This window comes from Neobacillus sp. CF12 (genome assembly GCF_030348765.1).
Classification (GTDB): domain Bacteria; phylum Bacillota; class Bacilli; order Bacillales; family Cytobacillaceae; genus Neobacillus.
Window position 1 is genome coordinate 2,961,835 of record NZ_JAUCEU010000007.1, and the last position, 17,658, is coordinate 2,979,492.

17 protein-coding genes are annotated in these 17,658 nt (G+C 38.3%); 13 read left to right on the top strand and 4 right to left on the bottom strand.

The annotated features are described in order from the left end of the window. Nucleotides 1-2: 2 nt before the first annotated feature. Nucleotides 3-2,756 (bottom strand): dynamin family protein, encoded by a 2,754-nt coding sequence (locus tag QUG14_RS14015; RefSeq protein WP_289341152.1) that lies wholly within the window; start codon nucleotides 2,754-2,756, stop codon nucleotides 3-5. Between the two features lie 241 nt (nucleotides 2,757-2,997). Between QUG14_RS14015 and QUG14_RS14020 the strand changes: the two genes are divergently transcribed. After that, the gene (locus QUG14_RS14020; protein WP_289341153.1) at nucleotides 2,998-3,507 is read left to right on the top strand and encodes a hypothetical protein; all 510 of its coding nucleotides are present in this window, start codon (nucleotides 2,998-3,000) and stop codon (nucleotides 3,505-3,507) included. 38 nt (nucleotides 3,508-3,545) lie between these two features. Here QUG14_RS14020 and QUG14_RS14025 read toward each other — a convergent pair whose 3' ends face one another. The 3 genes from QUG14_RS14025 to QUG14_RS14035 form a co-directional block, all read right to left on the bottom strand. Beyond that, nucleotides 3,546-4,268 carry an amino acid ABC transporter ATP-binding protein gene (locus tag QUG14_RS14025; protein WP_289341154.1) on the bottom strand — a complete coding sequence of 241 codons (723 nt, stop codon included), beginning with the start codon at nucleotides 4,266-4,268 and terminating at the stop codon, nucleotides 3,546-3,548. Then, nucleotides 4,265-4,921 (bottom strand): amino acid ABC transporter permease, encoded by a 657-nt coding sequence (locus QUG14_RS14030; RefSeq protein WP_289341155.1) that lies wholly within the window; start codon nucleotides 4,919-4,921, stop codon nucleotides 4,265-4,267. Before QUG14_RS14030 ends, QUG14_RS14025 begins: the two co-directional genes overlap by 4 nt. 109 nt (nucleotides 4,922-5,030) lie before the next feature. Continuing rightward, entirely contained in the window at nucleotides 5,031-5,849 is an 819-nt protein-coding gene (locus tag QUG14_RS14035; RefSeq protein ID WP_289341156.1) for a basic amino acid ABC transporter substrate-binding protein, read from the bottom strand. A 272-nt stretch (nucleotides 5,850-6,121) separates the two neighbouring features. Here QUG14_RS14035 and QUG14_RS14040 point away from each other — a divergent pair, with 272 nt between their 5' ends. The 12 genes from QUG14_RS14040 (at nucleotide 6,122) to ilvN (ending at nucleotide 17,655) form a co-directional block, all read left to right on the top strand. Continuing rightward, on the top strand, nucleotides 6,122-6,448 hold the full coding sequence (locus tag QUG14_RS14040; RefSeq protein WP_483310726.1) for a PspA/IM30 family protein: 327 nt from the start codon (nucleotides 6,122-6,124) through the stop codon (nucleotides 6,446-6,448). Nucleotides 6,449-6,559: 111 nt separating this feature from the next. Further along, nucleotides 6,560-7,722 (top strand): IS3 family transposase gene (locus tag QUG14_RS14045; RefSeq protein ID WP_289341158.1). Its coding sequence is split into 2 segments (ribosomal slippage): nucleotides 6,560-6,839 and nucleotides 6,839-7,722, totalling 1,164 coding nucleotides; the frame shifts between segments, so codons are not numbered across the junction. Between the two features lie 180 nt (nucleotides 7,723-7,902). After that, a complete protein-coding gene (locus tag QUG14_RS14050) occupies nucleotides 7,903-8,040 on the top strand; it encodes a hypothetical protein (protein ID WP_289341159.1) in 138 nt (45 codons plus the stop codon). Between the two features lie 18 nt (nucleotides 8,041-8,058). Next, nucleotides 8,059-8,223: a Fur-regulated basic protein FbpA gene (locus QUG14_RS14055; RefSeq protein ID WP_289341160.1), complete on the top strand. Its 165-nt coding sequence runs from the start codon at nucleotides 8,059-8,061 to the stop codon at nucleotides 8,221-8,223. A gap of 103 nt (nucleotides 8,224-8,326) precedes the next feature. After that, nucleotides 8,327-8,662: a MerR family transcriptional regulator gene (locus QUG14_RS14060; protein ID WP_289341161.1), complete on the top strand. Its 336-nt coding sequence runs from the start codon at nucleotides 8,327-8,329 to the stop codon at nucleotides 8,660-8,662. 187 nt (nucleotides 8,663-8,849) lie between these two features. Continuing rightward, on the top strand, nucleotides 8,850-10,130 hold the full coding sequence (locus tag QUG14_RS14065) for an ammonium transporter (protein WP_289341162.1): 1,281 nt from the start codon (nucleotides 8,850-8,852) through the stop codon (nucleotides 10,128-10,130). 70 nt (nucleotides 10,131-10,200) lie between these two features. Further along, nucleotides 10,201-11,169, top strand: coding sequence for a DUF294 nucleotidyltransferase-like domain-containing protein (locus tag QUG14_RS14070; RefSeq protein WP_289341163.1), 969 nt, complete (start codon nucleotides 10,201-10,203; stop codon nucleotides 11,167-11,169). Beyond that, nucleotides 11,169-11,903, top strand: coding sequence for an exonuclease domain-containing protein (locus QUG14_RS14075; protein ID WP_289341164.1), 735 nt, complete (start codon nucleotides 11,169-11,171; stop codon nucleotides 11,901-11,903). Before QUG14_RS14070 ends, QUG14_RS14075 begins: the two co-directional genes overlap by 1 nt. A gap of 423 nt (nucleotides 11,904-12,326) precedes the next feature. Further along, on the top strand, nucleotides 12,327-13,235 hold the full coding sequence (gene ilvE / locus QUG14_RS14080; protein WP_289341165.1) for a branched-chain-amino-acid transaminase: 909 nt from the start codon (nucleotides 12,327-12,329) through the stop codon (nucleotides 13,233-13,235). 11 nt (nucleotides 13,236-13,246) lie between these two features. Continuing rightward, nucleotides 13,247-14,917, top strand: coding sequence for a dihydroxy-acid dehydratase (gene ilvD, locus QUG14_RS14085; RefSeq protein WP_289341166.1), 1,671 nt, complete (start codon nucleotides 13,247-13,249; stop codon nucleotides 14,915-14,917). A gap of 492 nt (nucleotides 14,918-15,409) precedes the next feature. Beyond that, complete coding sequence (ilvB, locus tag QUG14_RS14090) at nucleotides 15,410-17,137, top strand: acetolactate synthase large subunit (protein WP_289341167.1); 1,728 nt, start codon at nucleotides 15,410-15,412, stop codon at nucleotides 17,135-17,137. Then, entirely contained in the window at nucleotides 17,134-17,655 is a 522-nt protein-coding gene (gene ilvN, locus QUG14_RS14095; RefSeq protein ID WP_034677413.1) for an acetolactate synthase small subunit, read from the top strand. Before ilvB ends, ilvN begins: the two co-directional genes overlap by 4 nt. Nucleotides 17,656-17,658: the final 3 nt, after the last annotated feature.

The following is a 17,658-nucleotide window of genomic DNA, read 5'->3' on the forward strand; positions in this document are numbered from 1 at the left end:
TATTAATAAATCGTTTGTACACCCTTGCCTGCTACTGTTGTCCATTCGAATTGACGAAGCCTTACTTCGAATAGCGTTAATGGGTCGCGGAACATTTCTGGGTTCGTATTCATTTTTTTCAAAATAGCTTGATTCGTTGTTATTTGTGATAGAGATTCCTCAATTGCTACATTTAGGATACTGATTGGCTGTCTAAAGAACATCGTAATGTCACGTTCTAATGACTTTTCAAAAAGCTCAAACTGTTGAAAGAAACGTTCAATCACAATCTCAGTTGGTTCAGAGTAGTGATCACTTTTTACAAATGCTTTGTATTTGTTATATAGCATGGCTTTATTTTGAGTTAGTGCTCCAAATAGTTTTCCTGCACTTTTTAATAAGAATTGTGATGGAGTGTTCCGAAGTAAAATATTTACCTTTTCTAATAGGAACCTGCTCGTCATTCTATCTGTGTCCCTTAGCCAATCATCAAGTACTTTAAAATCGCATTCGACCTTAATTCTTTCTTCCCCATATAGGCTATTTAAGCCCTCGGCCATCTCATTCAAAAATCCCTGTCCTTGCTCAAATTCCTCTTTACTGCTGCTAATCCATTCTTGAAGGGACGCATAATACTTAGGCATTAATTCTCGCTCCAAGTATACCTGAACTTTCTCATTCATCACATCATTTAGTTCCAGATGAATCGTGCTAAAATTACTATCTTCCTTAATGAGTTCGGAACATTCCTGAAGCATTTTTGGCACAGCAAGGGAAATCTCATTTTGAAAAGATTCCTTAATGGTTCGGTAGGACCTCGTGATCGCTTTAATCTTTTGCGACTGGGCATCCTTTAATTGGTTAAGAGCACCATTTAACTTCATCACCGCTTCTTCGTTCCAACGCACAGACTCAATTAATTGATTCTCCACATCAATTCTCTTTTGCAACAACCTAGATATGGTGGTTCGAATGAAGTGCAAAAGTTTTGCCAAGCGCTTATCTGCTATGTTTCTTGTATCTTTTATCGATTGGATAAAATCCTTTAATTCTACTAATTGCTGTCCCCTTTCATATTGAGAGGAAAAGGCAAATATTTGTGCTTCAGGTAAATAAGATTGTATCTTTGTCCTTGTTTCTTCGTAAATTCTTATAGCTTCCTGCTCATTAACAATCGTATCCATCTTATTTAGAAGAAAATGGACTGGAATATCGGGAGCAAGTTCATTAATTTGTGAAAGGATCGCCTTCTCTTTCTCCGCAAACGGGGCATTGGCATCAAAGACAAAAAGTAAGGTATCAGCCAGTTGTAGATACTGCAGAACTTCATACCGGTCTTGGTGGCTGCCTTTTAAACCCGGTGTTTCGATTAGGGCTAATTTCTGCTCATATAAAAAAGGAAAAGGCTGCTGAAATTCGATAATCGATTCAAGTGCATTCCTGCGTCGATCCATTCTCTCTTGGAATTGTGTAAAATCAGCGAGCGGAATCGTTTCTTGTTCAGTTATTTCATAAATATTTAGATCCTCAGAGTCCTTAAACATCACAAGTGATGAGGTTGGGCTATCCTGTATCTCTTCACCTAGAATTGAATTTATGAAAGCAGACTTCCCGCTGCCGCTTAACCCGGTAATTAATAAGTGATGGGTATCAAAATCATTCAAATGCTCAACCATCCATTTTAAGCGGTTATTTTCGCCCATATCATTCGTTTTTGCCCAACTTACGATTGCATCAAATAGATGTATACATTCTTCTAATTCATCACTATGACATTCTGATTCGCTAATAAGATTTTCGGCCTCATTGACAATTGACATACTAATACTTGTTGGAAACAGTTCATTCCATGATAAAACTGCCGCTGACACGATGACTGCATGCTTCGGAGCAGATAGGCGCAGCCAATTCGTTAGAAGATCAGGTACTACTTCTTCCAGCGTTTTAATGAAGTAGTCGCCATTTATTAATCCAAAGTATGTTTGATAATGCAGGTCTGAAAGATATTGAAAATTACTGGTTCGATTAATGTCTACATTGAACAGTAGATGATTTACTTCTTTCAGCCAGATAAAATAGGACTCTTCATTCTTGTAACTGTCCCAAAGGGAAGTTGTAAGTTCTTCAAACATTTTCTGGTCTATACTATACAATTCAAATAGGGCTTGCATGAAATAATTTGGAAGTAAGCCTTTGGTAAAACCTTTCTTTACATAAGAATTCAATGTCTCGAACCAATCTAATGAACATGTTCGTTTTGCTTCATTCAGCGCCAATTCAATAGCATTATCCCAATCCTGTTGGTCCTCAAAATAAGTACGGCCAATGGCAGTCACATTTGGATAATCGGGATTTGAATCAATCGTTCTTTTGATTATCTCAACAGCTTCCTCACGCTTCCCTCGATCAATATAGAGGGAAAATAGCTGAAGAGCCACTTCTGTCTTTAATGTAAGATTATTGGTCTCAATCGAAAGATAAAGATCTTCTGCGTTTGAAAGCAAACCCGTTTCATAGTAGGCATCCGCAATATTTTTCCTTGCCCATAGTTCAAATTCACCAACAATGCTTTCCCATTTGAAAATGGCTGCTTCAAAATCTCGATTGTGAAAATAGATTTCACCTTGTGCAAATCGTATTGATGTTAAATCGGGCAAATCTTTCTGTAATTCTTCCTGATACGCATCACCTAACACACGTATGGGCTGAGCATTTTCATGTTCATTTATATACATTTGATAATATGATTTTTTTATTAATTGACTTTCCACTGTCATGTCTTAAACCCCCTAGTACCACCGCTTCTATGCATCTATATGGAAAAGAGGCAGAATTATTCCTCTATATAATTCGTACTATGTACGCATTTTTAGTCCCAATTATATCGATTCTACCAAACGATTTTTTAATTCAGGTTTCAGTTATATTTCAATTTGGATACAATGCCTCTTTTAAGTTACTACATTTTATATTAATTCAAAGTATAATGAAATGAATCGACCAAAAGGAGCATTCACTTTGAAAAAAAACGAAGCTGTTTATTTGGCAGATTTGATCAAAGGGTCAAGACCTGCCAATTATGATATAAAAAAATTAGAAACAGTTAATGGTACATTGTCCAAATTTCATCAATGGACAAATGGAAAACAAACCACGGCAGCCTTTGAGGTTACACGTATAGATAGTGAGACAACCTACTATTTCCTATTCATCGATTGGCACCGAAATGACAACTATTATTTAGTCATTTACCTGCAGAATAAATCTACCACAGCAGCGGAACTGAGGGTCATCGAAGAAATTGATGGAATCCCGCATATCGTGTGGTTGTACAATCCTTTAAAACGTGACGGGAAAAATGATCAAAGGAAGGCCTATTTTAAGCACATGTTTGGCTCGAGACAGGTACAAATCAAAATACCTGCCACTTCTTTAGAAGTAGGTGAGTTCTTTGACGGATTATTTAGACTCTGCCAAAATCGTATAAAAGCAGATAAGATTGTTGACGTTTTTGATTTTGAAAAATAGATAGTAAAAAACAGGTTGGCTATTTAGCCTCCCTGCTTTTATAAAACCTTACTCAAAAAGGCTTTGGTTCGATCTCCCTTTGGATGATCAAATAATTCAATTGGAGTATTTTCTTCGACGATAAGCCCGCCATCCATAAAGATTACCCGGTCGCCTACTTCCTTCGCAAAGCCCATTTCATGGGTTACCACAACCATCGTCATGCCTTCTTTGGCCAGCTGCTTCATTACCTCAAGTACCTCTCCAACCATTTCAGGATCAAGGGCTGAGGTTGGTTCGTCAAACAGCATGATTTTCGGCTCCATCGCAAGCGCCCTGGCAATCGCAACACGCTGTTTTTGACCGCCGGACAAGGAATCAGGATACGCTTCTGCTTTATCCTCTAACCCTACTTTTCTTAAAAGCTCTAAACCTTTTTTTCTAGCTTCATCAAGCGAAGTCTTTCTGACTTTCATTGGGGCTAGCATGATATTTTCAATAACCTTTTTATGAGAAAAAAGATTAAACTGCTGAAAAACCATTCCCACTTCCGTACGTATTTTATTAATATCTGACTTTTTGTCGGTAATATCAATTCCTTCAATATAGACATGACCATCTGTAATACTTTCTAGGAGATTAATACACCGGAGGAACGTGGATTTACCTGAACCAGAAGGACCAATTACAACTACAACCTCTTGAGGTTTAACGGTTACATTAATATCTCTAAGTACAACATTCTTTCCAAAAGACTTTTTTAAATTTTTCACTTCGATCATTCGGTTGCCAACCTCCTTTCAAGACGGCTTAATAAGAAGCTTAATGAAAGCGTTAATAGCAGGTAAATAAGTGCTGCCGTGATATACGGTTCCCATACACGGAAGTATTGCCCCTGCATCGCTTGTCCCCAATACATGAGTTCTGGTGCTGCTACGATCGAAGCAAGCGAAGATTCTTTTATTAAGACAATAAATTCATTCCCTAGTGGTGGAATCATTCGTTTAAACGCTTGCGGAAGGATCACATGACGCATTGCTTGAACATGTGTCATCCCGAGTGAGCGGGCTGCTTCCATCTGCCCCCTATCAATCGATTGAATTCCTGCACGAAAGATTTCGGCTATGTATGCTGCAGAGTTTAATGACAGTGTCAGAATAGTGGCAGCAATGGCATTTGTTGCTCCTGTAAACAACGGTACTACGGCAAAATGAATTAACATAATTTGTACAAGCATCGGTGTTCCACGGAAAATCGTGATATAAATCCCAAACGGAAGGGCCAAGAATTTATTTTTCATCATTTTCCCTAGACCGATAAACAATCCGAGGATTGTCCCAATTAAAATACCGGCTAACGATAGTCCTATTGTCAGCAGCGTCCCTTTTAGAAAAAAGGGTGCGTATTCCGCCAAAATATCCCACTGAATATCCATAAAAATCCTCCTATACGAAAACGTGACACTCTGTTAAATTATGTAAGACTTGGTATAAAACCAAAAATTGCGTAACTGCTAGTTTTTAAGAGTTACGCAATTTTCGTTATTATTGTTGGTCTTTTAGCAGTTGTACGTCTGGATCTACCTTAAACCATTCATTGTAAATTTTTGCATATGTTCCGTTATCAAATATTTCGTTTAACGCTTTGTCAAAATCAGCCTTTATCTTGCTGCCCTTAGGAAACATTAGACCGTAAAACTCTTGAGCAAAAGCGTCGACATCTTCAATAACAACAAATTTGTCATTTGGATTATTTTTTACATACTCTTCAATAACAGTATTATCCGCAACAACTGCATCTGCACCGCTGTTCTTAAGTTCTAAGATTGCTAAGTTATTATTTTTAAACTTTTTGATTTGACTGCTGTTCTTTCCGAGAAGGCCTTCAACTGCTTCCTGCCCAGTTGTTGCATTTTGAACCGCAACCGTTTTATCTTTCAAATCCTCGGCACTCTTAATATCACTGCCTTCAGGTACGAGAATTTTATTAGTTGAAAGGAAGTATGGTACTGAAAAGTCATAGGTTTTCTTTCGATCGTCATTAATTGTAATCGACGAAATACCAATATCGGCAATTTTCTTCTCTAATTCTACGAATAATGGATCCCAGCCAGTATGGGCAATATCAATTTCGTATCCTGCTTCTTTCGCAACAGCTTTAATTAAATCAATGTCAAAGCCTACAATTTCTCCCTTATCTTGATATTCAAATGGTGCATACGCTGCATCTGTTACAACGCGGAGTTTCTTTTTCTCATCGGAATCTGCTCCATTACCACTTGTCTCACTCGATCCACATGCTGTTAGAATTAACATAAATGCCATGACCAAGAACGTTGTAAAGAATTTTAGATTTTTCTTCATTTTTTTCCCCCCAATGTTTTTTTAAAAAATCAATCATTGAAACATTTATAATTTTTAGAATATAGTGATTATAAATCTTTTTGTTGAAATATTCAATATTTTATTGATACCACTTTACCAATTTACTATGTTAATGCACTAAAAAAACAATATGAAAATAGTATTTAATGGATAATTGTCTATAAAGAATTAAATTTCAATTATGTTAAGCTCTATATCTAGGCACTTGCCCACACTCTCCACATATACCTACATAATCTATAGGGTACTAAATGAAAAAAAGGGAGAGTTGCCCAGTGTATCCTTATGGCTATTATCAAGTGCCGCAAGTGCAGTATGATTACAATCAATATGAACAGTTCGATCCGTATGCCCAACAAGAACAATATGACCCGTTTGATCCAGATAGACAACCACAACAGTTAGAGCGCAGAGTCAGTCAACTCGAAAGACAAAATGAGCGTCAGGAAAGACAAATCAATCAACTTCAACGTGACGTAAACCAGCTTCAACGACGCTTGCAGCGTGTTAACCAACGCCTTCGTCAAGTCGAAAGACGCTTTAACTTCCCATTCACTCCATTTGATGGTGAATACTAAAAAGTATGAGAGAACTAGGTGAAAAATGGAGAGACCTAGTTAAATAAGACAAAGGAAAAAGCACCCCCTGAAGCGTATTTAAATAATACGTAACTCAGGAGGTGTTTTCTTATGGGAAAGATAAATGCTTACTCAGAAGAAGTTAAAATGGCTGTTATCCAGATGAAATTAAGTGGTGAGTATTCTAATCGTGAAATTATGGAAAAGTTCGGAATAACCAATGTTACACAGATAAAACGGTGGATGAAGTGGTATCGTGAAGGACAACAATATCGTTTAGCACAAGGGATTGGCAAACAATACAGTTATGGAAAAGGTACTGAGGAATTGTCCGAAAATGAGCAATTAAAGAGAGAAAATGAGTTCTTAAAGGCACAATTAGAAATTTTAAAAAAGTACCAAGAAATCGAGAGGAGTTGGTTCCAGAAGCTGTAATTAATTTAGTAGAAAAATTAAAAGATAAATATAGTGTTACCTTACTGTGTAAATGTTTAGAAATACCTAGATCAACTTACTATAGGTGGAAAAATCAGAACCCAAAAGTAAAAAATGAACTTCAAGAACAAATCATTGAAATTTGTAAACGCCATAAATTTCTAATTGGCCATCGGACTGTCAGAGCCTGGCTATTACGCGATTATAAGAGGAAGGTTAATCGTAATACTGTACAACGGATTATGCAAAAATATAATCTGCAATGCCGGGTTAAGCCAAAACGTAAAAATAATATAGCTGGTGAAATGAAGGTAGTTGTCCCTAACCATTTAAATAGGAATTTTAAAGCCTCAAGACCAAATGAAAAATGGGTAACTGATATTACTTACCTTCCGTTCGGACAATCTATGTTGTATCTTAGCTCAATAATGGATTTATTTAATAATGAGATAATCGCTTATCGAATAAGTACCAGCCAAGATGTGTCTTTAGTGATCGATACTTTAAAGGACGCTGCAGAAGGTCGTGAAACGAGCAACTTAATACTTCATAGTGATCAGGGAGCACAGTACACGTCTCACTCATTTCAAAGAATAGCAAAAGAAAAAGGCATCACCACAAGCATGTCCCGGAAAGGCAGTTGCTTGGATAATGCCGTAATCGAATCCTTCCACTCCACCATAAAGTCAGAAGAATTCTACTCTCAAGGAAGAGAGTTTCTTACAAATTATATTGTAATCGAAAGAGTTGAAAAATTCATTAACCATTATAATCAAACAAGACTTCAGGCTAAATTAAACTACCTGTCCCCTATTGAGTATAGAGAGCAGGCAGCATAATGGTGCTTTTTCGTTGTCTCATTTTAATAGGTCAGTTCAAAACACCTGGTTCTTTTTCATGTGTAAGATTTCCTCATCCTAAATGAAATAGATTGTCAGTGTTTCTGACACAAACACTGACAATATCTAATAATTTGGGTAACTTGTTAAATAAATACAACGGATTAGGGGGAGATTGGGATGTATCGGACGAATGACGTTCAATTAGCGGAAAGGATTCTTCAATTGGATAAATTAAGGGATGAATTGTATGAAGAATTAATGATAAAACTTGGTTCGCAAGCACACGAGCTTATTAGAGCACTTCAAAATCAATAACTAAGGAGTGACGGTGAGATGACAAATCGATTGCGTAAAGGAGTCGAAACACTTAAACTATTTTACATTAATAGATTAATTGAATCTGGTCTTTATCAAGCATCGGATCACAGTCTTCATTCCCTCACATTAAGCGAACTGCAAAGTATTTTTAAAAAGACATTTCCCCGAAAAAATAACTGAAGCAACTTACGTTCCGAGATATCAAAATCCAATCAATGTAAGGAAAGTTAACATAATATATTGTATAAAACCTAATCATAATAGAGCGTGGTGAGATCAAAAAATGGCAAATGATTATTCTTATAAAGATAAAAAAGTTATCACAATTGGAATTGTTAGGGACCTAACTGGACTTTCGGAGAGGCAAATTCGCTATTATGAAGAGAGAAAGTTAATTTTTCCTGAGAGATCCTCTGGAGGAAGTAGAAAATATTCCTTCGCTGATGTTGAATTATTAGTGGAAATCGCGAACAAGATTGAAGATGGCGTTCAAACACATGAAATTAGAAAAGAAATGCTTCGTGCACAGAAGCAGCAAAATCAGAATGATGTTAGAAGAAAAATGATTCAAGGACAATTGAATGCACAGTTCGGTTCACGAAAAGGTCCATCTTCTTAACCAGGAGGTGGATTTTTTTTGTCAGAAAATTCTCTATGTCCTTATGCAATTCCCTTTTATTTAACACCCTCATTAAAAACCATGTTAGGAAACCTTACACAATTGTAGAATCCACAGCAAATCCATGTAAAAATACAAATACACCGAATGTTAAGAAAATTAACATGAAATTTAGGGGGAAAAAATAATGGATACTTTATTCTTAATGAACAGTTTATGGGTAATGGTTGGTGCAGTACTTGTTATTCTCATGATTGGAGGATTCATCCTATTGGAAACCGGATCAACACGAATGAAAAATGCCGGACATATTGCTGGGAAAACGATACTTACCTTTGGTATTTCATCGATTGTATTTTGGGCAGTAGGTTACGGGTTAATCTTCGGTGAAGGAAATCCACTCATTGGGCTTTCAGACTTCTTTTATTCTGGATATGACGTGGAAGGCTTAGCACTTTCAGGTTCTGTATTCTTTTTATTCCAATTAGCTTTTGCTGGAATCTCACTTACCATTGCTTTTGGCGGATTTGCAGAGAGAGCTAAACTAGGAGCCTATCTCGTGTTTGCGGTATTGTTCTCCGTTATCGTTTATCCCCCCATTGCACACTGGATTTGGGGCGGCGGCTGGTTAGCAGACCATGGTAAACAAGACTTTGCAGGTTCAACTGTTGTTCACTTAACAGGAGCAATGGCAGCTCTTGCAGCTACTTTAATCCTAAAGCCCCGTATTGGAAAATATAATAAAGATGGTTCAGCGAATAATCTTGCAGGACATAACCAAGTATTTACAGCACTTAGCGTTCTGATTTTATGGGTTGGTTGGTTTGGTTTCAACGCAGGTAGTACGATTTCAGTTGATGGAGCATTTTTTGGATTTGTAGCCATTAATACAAATCTTGCAGCAGGTGCCGGAGTCATTGCGGCAATGATTGTTTCATGGATTGTTCTAGGAAAAGCAGATGTACCAATGATGTTAAATGGTGCTCTGGCAGGTTTAGTTGCTATTACTGCTTCTTGTGCGTTTGTTGATACATGGGCTGCTGTCCTAATCGGCTTCATCTCAGGATTCCTCGTATTCTATAGTATTCGATTCTTTGAAAGCAGAAAAATTGATGATCCAATAGCTGCCTTGTCCGTGCACGGTACAGCCGGAGTGTGGGGTACCTTGTCAACCGGTTTATTCGCTACTCCAGAATTAGCTACAGTCGGACAGCCAGGATTATTTTACGGAGGCGGCTTACACCAACTAGGGGTTCAAGCATTGGGAGTTGTAAGCAGTGGTGCTTTTGCTTTCATCGTTTCGTTTATTCTATTAACGATAATGAAACAATTCATGAATGGATTGCGTGTTACAGAGGAAGAAGAAATTATCGGTCTTGACATGAGCGAGCATGGAAGTTATGGTTACCCCGAAATGGTAAAAGTTGAAAAAACCGCTATAGGTTCAGAATCAAAACTTAACGCTTAATAGCATCCCCCATCCCCTTTTCTCACAAAAAAGGGGATGGAACACTATCTAGTAAAAGGGGTCTTACTAAATGACCAGTTACTTAGAGATTAGAAGATTCCGTGATGACCAACTCATTTGGGTTTCTCGCAATCATTTACAGTTAAATCTGTTACATGATGAGATTATCAATAGTGTAGTCACTGTTTCTGTAAAACAAATGGAGGAAAACCATGGTCCTATCCCCTGCTCCTTTTCCTTTTTTATGATGGGTAGTGCGGGACGGTTTGAGCAATCTGTTTGGAGCGATCAGGATCATGGGATTATCTATCAAGAACAAGGCACTGAAATACACGCTTACTTTTTAACACTAGGGAAAGAAATTTCAAAAGGCTTGCATCTAGCCGGCTATGAATATTGTGATGGCGGTGTAATGGCTAGTAATCCATTATGGTGTAAATCACAAAACGAATGGAAGCAGCAAGTAATAAAGTGGGCCACCGATTCCACTTGGGAATCCATTCGCCAGTTATTGATATTTATTGATGGACGTTCCCTTTACGGTGAAACCAGTTTAATAGAAGTATTAAAAATAGAAGTGTATAAGATTATCCATAAAGAAAACCTCTTTAAGAAAATTCTTAACAACACCCTTTACCTAAAAAAAGGAATCGGTGTGTTAGGCCAACTATTAGTAGAAACTCATGGGCCCAATACAGGTTCAATAAATATAAAAGAAAAAGCTTTTTTTCCTTATGTAAATGCAATACGTCTATTAGCAATAAAAGGGAATATATTCGAAACCTCTACTCTTTCACGACTTGAAAAACTGAATGAATTTGAACTTCCTTATAGTAAAAGAGAATTATATAAGCAACAATTTTTGAAATTACTTTCCTTTCGTCTTTCCCATTCAAAACCTTCCAATTATGAAAATAGCCATTATCTACCGATAAAAGACCTATCAAATACACAAAAGGAAGAAGTAAAAGAAATACTTAAAAATGGAGTTACTCTTCACCGTTATGTAAAGAAATTGATAGAAAAGGAGGATAACTAATGGGAATGAATGATATGATCAATTTTTTCAGACAGATGTCAGGAAAGTTAGGTTCCAACATTTATGCAGGAGTACAAGGGCAGACGAACTTGCAAAACATCTCTTTTATCAGACAACTTCAAAAAGAAATGAAAGAAAACAACTGCCTAGACACACCTTTTCATGATTTGTCGGTAGTTGTATTTGACTTAGAAACTACTGGTTTCTATCCTGAAAAAGGAGATCGAGTCATTTCCATTGGCGCCATCAAGATGACGGGGCAGCGAATCTTGGAATCAGAAACCTTCTATTCCCTAGTACATTCTCCACATAGTCTTTCAGACGAAATTTCTGCCCTGACCAGCATAAGTGATGAAGAATTAAGCAGTGCACCCATAGCCTCAGAAGTTTTAATGGAATTTTTCAAATTTGTAAAAAATCATGCACTTGTTGCCCACCACGCTAAACATGAACAGTCTTTTATGCAAAAAATGACATGGGATCTATTAAAAACTAGATTTGAACACAGAATTATTGATACCTCCTTTTTACTTCGCCTCTCAAATCCTCTAATTAAATCCATTCCACTTGAAGCAGCCTGCAAGGAATGTGGAATAGAAGTAACCAATCGTCATCATGCTCTAGGTGATGCGAAACTAACAGCACAAATCTGGGGACATTATTTGGAACATGCCCAATCTTTGGGGTATAAAAATCTACGAGAGGTATACGAATATCTTGCCACGATTAGATAATTGTCAGATGGTAAAAACTAGTATAGTGAAAAACTATTATTCGTTTTTATAAAATTGTCTGAATTTGTAATCCAAGCAGTTTTCTAAGTTGACTATAGTAGAATCTCCGTATGAATTGTCCCCTCTTTACTCTTCTTTTTAGACTTCAAAAAAAATTTTTTTACTATTTTTATTTTCCTCCAACCTTAATCTGACAATAATGAAAACGCTACCAGTTTTTCTGATTTATTTGAATTGTCAGATTTTTATATTGACCAAGATTTAGATTGGGTGTAAGATTACTGAAAATATATTATGTATTAAATATTCTTACTAATAAACATATCTTCGGTCCTTCCTTAAATAGGAGATATGGCATGTATATTATTTTTGCAAATGATTTTAACTATCTAAAGCGTTTCATCACTAAAAGGAGTGGTTAGGTTGGGAAGTCAATGGATATTCCTTGGCGGAGAATTCGTCAAGAAAGAGGATGCTGTAGTTTCAGTTTTTGACCATGGATTTTTATATGGAGACGGTGTATTTGAAGGCATTCGTGTTTATAGCGGAAACGTCTTTAGACTCGATGCTCACTTAAAAAGACTGTTCGAATCAGCACAATCCATTATGCTGAAAATTCCTTATACACAGGAAGAATTGACACAATTAATCGTAGATACCATTAGAAAAAATGAATTGGACAGCGCCTATATCCGTGTTGTTGTTTCACGAGGTAAAGGAAATCTCGGTCTAGACCCTTCCTCCTGCCCAAAACCTAACGTTATTATTATCGCAGAGCAATTAGCCTTGTATCCTAAGGAATTTTACGAACGGGGTATTAAAATTGCATCTGTAGCAAGCAGAAGGAATCGGCCGGATGTATTAAGTCCACAAGTTAAATCACTTAACTATTTAAATAATATTCTTGTTAAATTAGAAGCCAATCAGGCTGGTGTACAAGAAGCTTTGATGCTCAATGATCAAGGATATGTTACTGAAGGTTCAGCTGATAATATCTTCATTGTAAAAAATGGAGTCATTTATACCCCTCCTGTTTACTTAGGTGCATTAGAAGGAATTACCCGAAATGCAATTATTGATGTAGCAAGAGCAAAAGGCTATGAAGTGAAAGAATCTCCATTTACACGGCACGATGTATATGTAGCCGATGAAGTATTCTTAACCGGAACCGCTGTAGAGGTTATTGCTGTTATTAGTGTCGATGGACGCGAGATTAGCGGCGGTAAACCAGGCAGCGTAACAAATGATCTATTAGAAGAATTTAGAAAAATTGTAACAACGGACGGTGTGGCTTGTTATCCTGAATCTACAAACCATGCCATTGTCAGTTAGGAGATAAACCAATGCGAAGCGATATGATAAAAAAGGGGATTGATCGAGCTCCCCACCGCAGCCTACTATACGCTACTGGGGTAACAGTGAAGGACCTAGAAAAACCGTTCATCGGTGTCTGTAACTCATTTATTGAAATTATCCCTGGACACAAACACCTAAATCGTTTCGGTGAAATTGTAAAAGAAGCGATACGTGAAGCTGGCGGGATACCTTTTGAATTTAACACCATTGGCGTAGATGACGGAATTGCAATGGGTCATATTGGAATGCGTTACTCCCTTCCAAGCCGTGAAATTATCGCTGATAGTGCAGAAACAGTTATTAATGCTCATTGGTTTGACGGTGTATTCTACATTCCGAACTGTGACAAAATCACACCAGGGATGTTAATGGCAGCAGCACGAACCAATGTCCCTTCCGTTTTCGTGTCAGGAGGGCCAATGGAAGCCGGCGTCTCTCCAACCACTGGAAAAAACCTTTCACTAACGTCCGTTTTTGAAGGCGTTGGTGCTTACCATAGCGGTACAATGACACAGCAGGAATTACTCGAAATTGAAACCAGTGCATGTCCTACTTGCGGTTCATGCTCAGGAATGTTCACAGCAAACTCAATGAACTGCTTAATGGAAGTCTTAGGAATGACAGTTCCTGGAAATGGAACAATCGTTGCTACTTCAGAAGGAAGACATGAGTTAATCCGTCAAGCAGCAAAACATCTTGTTGAATTAGTAAAAAATGATATTCGTCCTAGAGATATCATTACAAGAGAAGCGATTGACAATGCATTTGCTTTAGATATGGCTATGGGGGGATCGACGAACACCGTTCTACATACCCTTGCCATCGCTCATGAAGCAGGTATTGAATATGATTTACGCGATATTAACAAAATTGCTGAAAAGGTTCCATATTTAGCGAAGATCATGCCTGCCTCCGATTACTCTATGGAAGATATTCATCATGCTGGCGGAGTTAGTGCAATTATTAATGAGCTATATAAGGTTGAAGGAGCCCTCCATAAGGACTGCTTAACGATTACCGGAAAAACCCTTCAAGAAAATGTGAAGGATGCAACAATAACAAATGAGAATGTTATACGAAGCAAAGACAATCCATATAGCCCTGTTGGCGGTCTATCCATCCTATATGGAAATATTGCTCCAGATGGCAGTGTTATCAAGGTCGGTGCCGTTGATCCGTCAATCAAAACCTTCCTTGGCGAAGCAATCGTTTTTGATTCTCAAGAAGAGGCACAAGAAAATATCAATAATGGCACTGTTCAAGCAGGACACGTAGTGGTTATCCGCTATGAAGGTCCAAAAGGCGGACCAGGAATGCCGGAAATGCTTGCCCCTACCTCCGCTATTATGGGTCGTGGATTAGGGAAAGAAGTTGCTCTTATCACAGATGGTCGTTTCTCTGGTGCAAGCCGCGGGATTTCCATCGGTCATATTTCACCGGAAGCAGCCGAAGGCGGACCTATTGCACTTGTTGAAAATGGTGACAAAATCCTAATCGACTTGCCTGCTAGATCCATTGAATTGATTGTGGATGAAGAAGTTTTAGCAGAAAGAAGACGCTTATGGCAAAAGCCAGAGCCAAAGATTAAGACCGGCTACCTAGCCAAATATGCAAAGTTGGTTACCTCCGCTAATACTGGCGGAATTATGAAAATATAAAAGTATTAAGTTAGTAAATACTGTCACTTTAACCTAACCCAGGGTTTAGGCTCCCTTTTAATCGCCGAGGTTAAAGACCTATCAGTAGATTTGAAAAATTTATAGAGAAAATCGATGACGGGAATAAAGGAATAAGAAAATGTATTTTCAGAGAGCTGGGGTTGCTGGAAGCCCAGTAATACACCTTATTCCGACATCATCCCTGAGTATTGAGCTGAACGGTCCTTACTTATTAGGCTCAGTCAGGTGTTCTTTTTGGAGCACCTGTTACCAAAAGAAGCGGTTATGAACTTTTGTAGTCGCTTCAAGAGGCAGTATTCGTGAGAATGCTGTAAAACCGGGTGGTACCGAGAAATGGAAGGCCATTTCTCCCCGAAATATTCTGCTTATGTTTTTTGTGTCTGCAGTTTATTCGGAGAGATTATGGCCTTCTTTTACTATTTTGGGAATTTTTAAGAAAAGTTTCAAACATATACAAGGAGGGATTACGAGGTGAAAGTAGAAGCAAAGCCGGACTTCCAAACTAGTACGGCACCGAAAACGGGTGCAGACCTGCTCATTGACTTATTAATTAATGAAGGTGTTGATACGCTTTTTGGGTATCCGGGTGGTGCCGTTCTACCAATCTATGACGCGATTTATCGTGCGAGAGGCAACATTAAGCACGTCCTCTTCCGTCACGAGCAAGGAAGCATTCATGCTGCTGAAGGTTATGCCCGCATTACCGGAAAACCTGGGGTTGTAATCGCAACTTCTGGTCCTGGAGCAACCAACTTGGTTACTGGTATTACAGACGCAATGATGGATTCTTTACCGCTAGTGATTTTCACTGGTCAGGTTGCTCGTGGTGTCATCGGAACTGATGCATTTCAAGAAGCTGACGTTATGGCGATTACAACACCTATTACAAAACATAATTATCAGGTACAAAACATTTTCGACCTGCCAAGAATTGTAAAAGAAGCTTTTCATATTGCTTCTACAGGTCGTCCAGGTCCGGTGTTAATTGATATTCCAAAAGATATCTCAGCAGGAGAATTAACTGAAATACCTGGAGAAGGTGTTATCCACCTCCCAGGATACCAGCCAACAACAAAGCCAAATCCGCTGCAGATCAAAAAACTTGCAGATGCGATTGCTAAGTCAAGAAAGCCGGTTATTCTTGCTGGTGCTGGGATACTTCACGGAAAGGCTTCATCAGAGTTAACTGCTTTCGCTGAAAAACACAAGATTCCAGTTGTAACTACTCTTCTAGGACTTGGAACATTCCCAGCAAACACCCCTCTCTCTCTTGGGATGGGCGGCATGCATGGAACGTACACAGCAAACATGGCAATTTACGAATCAGATTTACTTATTAATATCGGTGCCCGCTTTGATGACCGACTTACAGGAAATCTAAAGCACTTTGCTCCCAATGCCAAAGTTGCCCATATTGATATCGATCCTGCTGAAATTGGAAAAAATGTCCCAACAAATATTCCAATTGTTTCAGATTCAAAGGAAGCTTTGATTGAATTAATTAATCAGACAGCAGAATCACCCGATACAGAAAGATGGTTAGAGACACTTAACAAGTATAAAGAAGAATTCCCATTATGGTATAAACATGATCCAAACGGAATGTCTCCACAATGGTTGATTGAAGCGATTCATAAAGTAACAAACGGTGAAGCTGTTGTTACGACAGATGTTGGACAGCACCAAATGTGGGCTGCTCAATATTACAATTTTGAAAAACCTCATCGCTGGGTTACTTCCGGTGGACTAGGGACGATGGGATTCGGCTTTCCAGCTGCGATTGGAGCGCAAATGGCATCTCCAGGCAGCACTGTAGTAGCCATTGTTGGGGATGCTGGTTTCCAGATGACCTTACAGGAATTGTCGGTAATTTACGAACAGAATCTCCCAGTAAAAATCATCATTGTCAATAACGGTGCCCTAGGTATGGTTCGACAATGGCAGGAATTATTACATGGTAACCGTATATCGGAGTCTATCCTTAATACGCAGCCAGATTTTGTGAAGCTTGCTGAGGCCTACCATATCCTAGGGTTAAAGATTGAAACTCAGGAAGAATTAATCACAAAGCTTCCAGAAGTATTTGCTTATGACGGTCCTGTATTAATGGATTGCCGAGTATTACAGCAGGAAAAAGTTTTCCCGATGATTGCTCCTGGCAAAGGAATACATGAAATGATTGGGGTGAAACCATCGTGAAACGGATTATTTCCTTAACCGTTCAGGATCGAAGTGGTGTATTAAATCGAGTCACTGGTCTATTACAAAGACGACAATTTAATATCTCAAGTATCTCAGTAGGTCCAACTGAAACCGAAGGCATTTCAAAAATGACCTTAGTGGTTGAAGTCGAAGATGAACAGCGCCTTGAACAGGTTACAAAACAACTAAACAAGCAAATTGATGTATTAAAGGTTTCTGACATAACAGATAAAGCGATTGTCGCACGTGAACTGGCTCTAATTAAAGTAGCAGGGAGTTCACAACTTCGCAGTGAGATTAACGGAATCATCGACCCCTTCCGTGCCTTAATCATTGACGTAAGCAAAGACAGCTTAACGATACAGATTACTGGCCGGCCAGATAAAATCGATGCGTTGATCGACCTGCTTCGCCCATATGGAATTAAAGAGATTGCTAGAACAGGATTGACCGCCTTCTTACGCGGACATCAACCACAAGTTAACGAGTTAACTACCTACTCTCAAATAAAATAAACA

Excerpts from the sequence above, each read along its gene's own strand:
- QUG14_RS14025 (WP_289341154.1), bottom strand. The coding sequence starts at position 4,268 with ATGATCGAAGTGAAAAATTTAAAAAAGTCTTTTGGAAAGAATGTTGTA.
- QUG14_RS14015 (WP_289341152.1), bottom strand. The coding sequence starts at position 2,756 with ATGACAGTGGAAAGTCAATTAATAAAAAAATCATATTATCAAATGTAT.
- QUG14_RS14075 (WP_289341164.1), top strand. The coding sequence starts at position 11,169 with ATGGGAATGAATGATATGATCAATTTTTTCAGACAGATGTCAGGAAAG.
- QUG14_RS14065 (WP_289341162.1), top strand. The coding sequence starts at position 8,850 with ATGGATACTTTATTCTTAATGAACAGTTTATGGGTAATGGTTGGTGCA.
- QUG14_RS14060 (WP_289341161.1), top strand. The coding sequence starts at position 8,327 with ATGGCAAATGATTATTCTTATAAAGATAAAAAAGTTATCACAATTGGA.
- QUG14_RS14070 (WP_289341163.1), top strand. The coding sequence starts at position 10,201 with ATGACCAGTTACTTAGAGATTAGAAGATTCCGTGATGACCAACTCATT.
- QUG14_RS14030 (WP_289341155.1), bottom strand. The coding sequence starts at position 4,921 with ATGGATATTCAGTGGGATATTTTGGCGGAATACGCACCCTTTTTTCTA.
- QUG14_RS14035 (WP_289341156.1), bottom strand. The coding sequence starts at position 5,849 with ATGAAGAAAAATCTAAAATTCTTTACAACGTTCTTGGTCATGGCATTT.
- ilvD (WP_289341166.1), top strand. The coding sequence starts at position 13,247 with ATGCGAAGCGATATGATAAAAAAGGGGATTGATCGAGCTCCCCACCGC.
- QUG14_RS14055 (WP_289341160.1), top strand. The coding sequence starts at position 8,059 with ATGACAAATCGATTGCGTAAAGGAGTCGAAACACTTAAACTATTTTAC.
- QUG14_RS14040 (WP_483310726.1), top strand. The coding sequence starts at position 6,122 with ATGAAAAAAAGGGAGAGTTGCCCAGTGTATCCTTATGGCTATTATCAA.
- QUG14_RS14050 (WP_289341159.1), top strand. The coding sequence starts at position 7,903 with ATGTATCGGACGAATGACGTTCAATTAGCGGAAAGGATTCTTCAATTG.